Origin of the sequence: Streptomyces sp. NPDC059900 (assembly GCF_050270335.1) — a bacterium.
Lineage (GTDB): Bacteria > Actinomycetota > Actinomycetes > Streptomycetales > Streptomycetaceae > Streptomyces.
On the sequence record NZ_JBNNJZ010000782.1, the window covers coordinates 1 to 3,119 of the forward strand.

The following is a 3,119-nucleotide window of genomic DNA, read 5'->3' on the forward strand; positions in this document are numbered from 1 at the left end:
CGCATCGACCCGCTGGTGTTCGCCGGACGGGGCACCGTACCGATCGGCTACGCCGCCTTCGCGTTCATCCTCGGCGTCACCCTGGGCGTGCTCATCCGCCGCACCGTGCCCGCCATGGCCGCCACCCTGGCCGCCTACGCCGCCGTGCAGATCGCCGTGCCCCTGTGGCTCCGCCCTCACCTGGCCTCCTCCGTCGAGACCACGCTCTCGTTCACCCGGGCCAGGCCGGTGAACATCGGCGTCGACGCCGTGCGCGAAGTGGACTTCGGCCAGCCCGGCGCCTGGATCCTGTCCCAACACACCGTCAACGCCTCCGGTCACCCGGCGACCTTGCCGGCCTCGCTCACCGACTGCCCCTCCATGGCGGACTGCGCCACCGCCCTGACCAGGGCCGGCTACCGGCAACAAGTCACCTACCAGCCCGCCGGCAACTTCTGGACCCTGCAGTGGGCCGAAACCGGCCTCTACCTGGGCCTCGCCGCGGCCCTGACCGGGTTGTGCACCTGGTGGATCAGCCGCCGCCTGACCTGATCACCCTGCAACCTGCCGAAGCGCCCGTGCGGGGCACCGGGGCAAGGTGTCCCGCGCGGGCGTGCAGGCGACCGGACTTGGAGTGTCAGTGGGGCGCCGTAGTGTGACGTCATGAAGAGTTCCCTTGCCGGCCCGGGAGAGGGGCCGCGTCCACCGTATGCTCCGGCCTCGGGTGCCCAGCCCTATTACGCGTACGCAGCACAGGCCCTGGCCGAGCGGTACGAGAGCCTGACCTTCGAGTCCGTCCACGGGGAGATCCTGCACCTGTTGCCCACGGCTCCGGTGCGGGTCGCTGACATCGGCGCGGGCACCGGGCGGGATGCGGCGGCCCTGGCCGGGCGCGGGCACGAGGTCCTCGCCGTCGAGCCCGTGCGGGAACTGCGGCTGGTGGCCCAGCAACTGCATGCTGACGCCCCCATCGCCTGGCTGGAGGACTCGCTGCCCGGCCTGGAGCGGCTGGAGGGCCGCTTCGGGCTGCTGCTGTTGTCCGCGGTGTGGATGCATCTGGATGCCTCGCAGCGGACCGCGGCCATGCGCCGGCTGGCCGGACTCCTCGATCCCGGAGGCCTGTTGATCATCTCTCTCCGTCACGGACCGCCACCTGCGGACCGCACGATGTTCGACGTACCCGCCGACGAGACCGCCGCCCTGGCCCGGGAGAACGGACTGGACGTCCTGCACCTCGGTGGCGGCCAGGACCAGCTGGGCCGCGACGCAATCCACTGGAGCGAACTGGCCCTGCGAAAGGCCCCGGCGTGACGGCGGACGCCTTCTTCTCAGCCGAGCCCTCCGCCCGCTCATCCTGGCGTCTGGCGATCTTGATGGGGGCCAACTCCCGCACCTACAAGTTCGCCCTCGGCGACGCTCTGCTCGAGCACGCCCGGCAGGGGCACACCGAGATCCTGCTGCGCGACCTTGCCGTGCCCTACGCCATGCGCCTGGCCGAGCACGCGGCCAGGGCCCCTCAGGCACCCCGGGGCACCTCGATCGGCGAAACCGACTTCCTGGGGGTCGCCGCCGCCGAGCGCGAGGAGACACACCAGCTCGGCCGGCCCACCGACCGGCTGCTGGACGCCGCGGTCAAGTCGATGCCGGCCATGGTCATGCGGAAATTCCACAACCTGGGCGGCGGAAGTGAAGTCCCGCACCGCTTCTACAAGGTGACGGGCAGTCCGCGCCGACGCAGCGTCACTCTCACGCCGCAGCTCCTGCAGGTGGCGCAGTCGGACCAGGCGAGGGGGCTGCGTGCGGAACTCGACGCACGGTGGAGCATCGTGGAATCCTCCTTCGCCGCCGGCATCGGCCGTGCCCTCGTCCAGGAGGGCGTCACCGTGGACTGGCCGACGCTGCAACTGACCGACAAGCGCCGCCGCCGCCCGGTCACCGGCGTAGCCCAGGCGCTCATCGGATTCCAGCACGGCCGCTGCCTGATCTGCGACGACACCCTCGACCTGGCCGATCCGCTCGCCGTCGACCATGTCTTTCCCTTCGCGCTCATGCAGCGCTACGCCAGCGTGGGCCGATGGACGGGCCCCGACCTGGATGCGCTGTGGAACCTCGCCCCCGCGCACGAGGCCTGCAACAGCACCAAGAGCGACCGCCTGCCGCGCAACGGCGAACTCCAGCGGTTGACGCAGCGCAACGAGGCGATCATGGGATCTCCGCACCCGTTGAAAAAGACCCTCCAGCTGGCCCTGCACACAGCACCGGGCAGCCGGGTTGCCGCCCGCTGGGCGGACTTCCTGCACGAGGTCCAACGGTGCTGCATCTGACGCGGCCCGTGAGCGGTCGGAACGCAGGGGAGCAGCCAAAACTGGTTCCACCTCCCGCTGTTGCCCCGCACAGAACACCACAGCGTTGGTTCACCTAGCCAGGCCCTGATGGTGCGCAGCGCGCCGGCTTGTCCTAGAGGGCGCACATTTTGCTGAAGGCCGCCGACCCGTAGGGCCAGGACCGACGGCCGGGACAAAGCGCAACGGCTCGCCCGGCAAGGGCTGGGCGTCGCCGGGAGGATGCAGAGCAAGTCCGGCTGGCAGACAGCCGGAGAGGGCGGGCAGCAGGTCCTGGCCCTGCGCTTGCCTCGCCGTACCGGGACGCCAGTGCCCGGCGGTGGCGCGGTGGGCCTTTCCGCTCAGACTGACGTAAGGCAGTCCGATGCGACTGCCCGCACCGATGCACGCGGGCGCGGGCGCGGAGTCGGCGCGGATGTTGCCTGCACGCTCATGCCGTCGGCGGCTGCCCGGCCGTGTCTGCCGCAGCGCGTACGAACGCGCGGACGCGCTCCGTGGTGTTGCCTTCCAGCCAGACCGGCCCGCGCTCGATCGGCTGTGCATCGTGCAAGGGCACATAGACCACGTCCGGGCGCGGGTAATAGCGCCGCGAATGTTCCCCCACCGGCAGGACACCGCCCGCAAGTGGGCCAAGCGCGTGGTCCGTGACCACGACGCGCTGGCCGTGGAGGATTTCAGGCCGCGCTTCCTCGCGAAGTCGACGATGGCCCGCAAGGCGGCCGATGCGGCGATCGGCGCCACCAAGAAGGCCCTGGTCGAGCAGGCCCGCAAGCACGGGCGTGCCCTGTATCTGGTCTG

2 protein-coding genes and 2 pseudogenes are annotated in these 3,119 nt (G+C 70.9%); all 4 read left to right on the forward strand.

The annotated features are described in order from the left end of the window. Positions 1-531 (forward strand): annotated as a pseudogene (locus ACQKIP_RS43820) (transporter); the annotation flags it as partial. 111 nt (positions 532-642) lie between these two features. Beyond that, the gene (locus tag ACQKIP_RS43825) at positions 643-1,290 is read left to right on the forward strand and encodes a class I SAM-dependent methyltransferase (protein ID WP_365863570.1); all 648 of its coding nucleotides are present in this window, start codon (positions 643-645) and stop codon (positions 1,288-1,290) included. Between the two features lie 62 nt (positions 1,291-1,352). Continuing rightward, entirely contained in the window at positions 1,353-2,303 is a 951-nt protein-coding gene (locus ACQKIP_RS43830) for an HNH endonuclease (protein ID WP_365863568.1), read from the forward strand. Positions 2,304-2,925: 622 nt separating this feature from the next. After that, positions 2,926-3,119 (forward strand): annotated as a pseudogene (locus tag ACQKIP_RS43835) (RNA-guided endonuclease TnpB family protein); the annotation flags it as partial.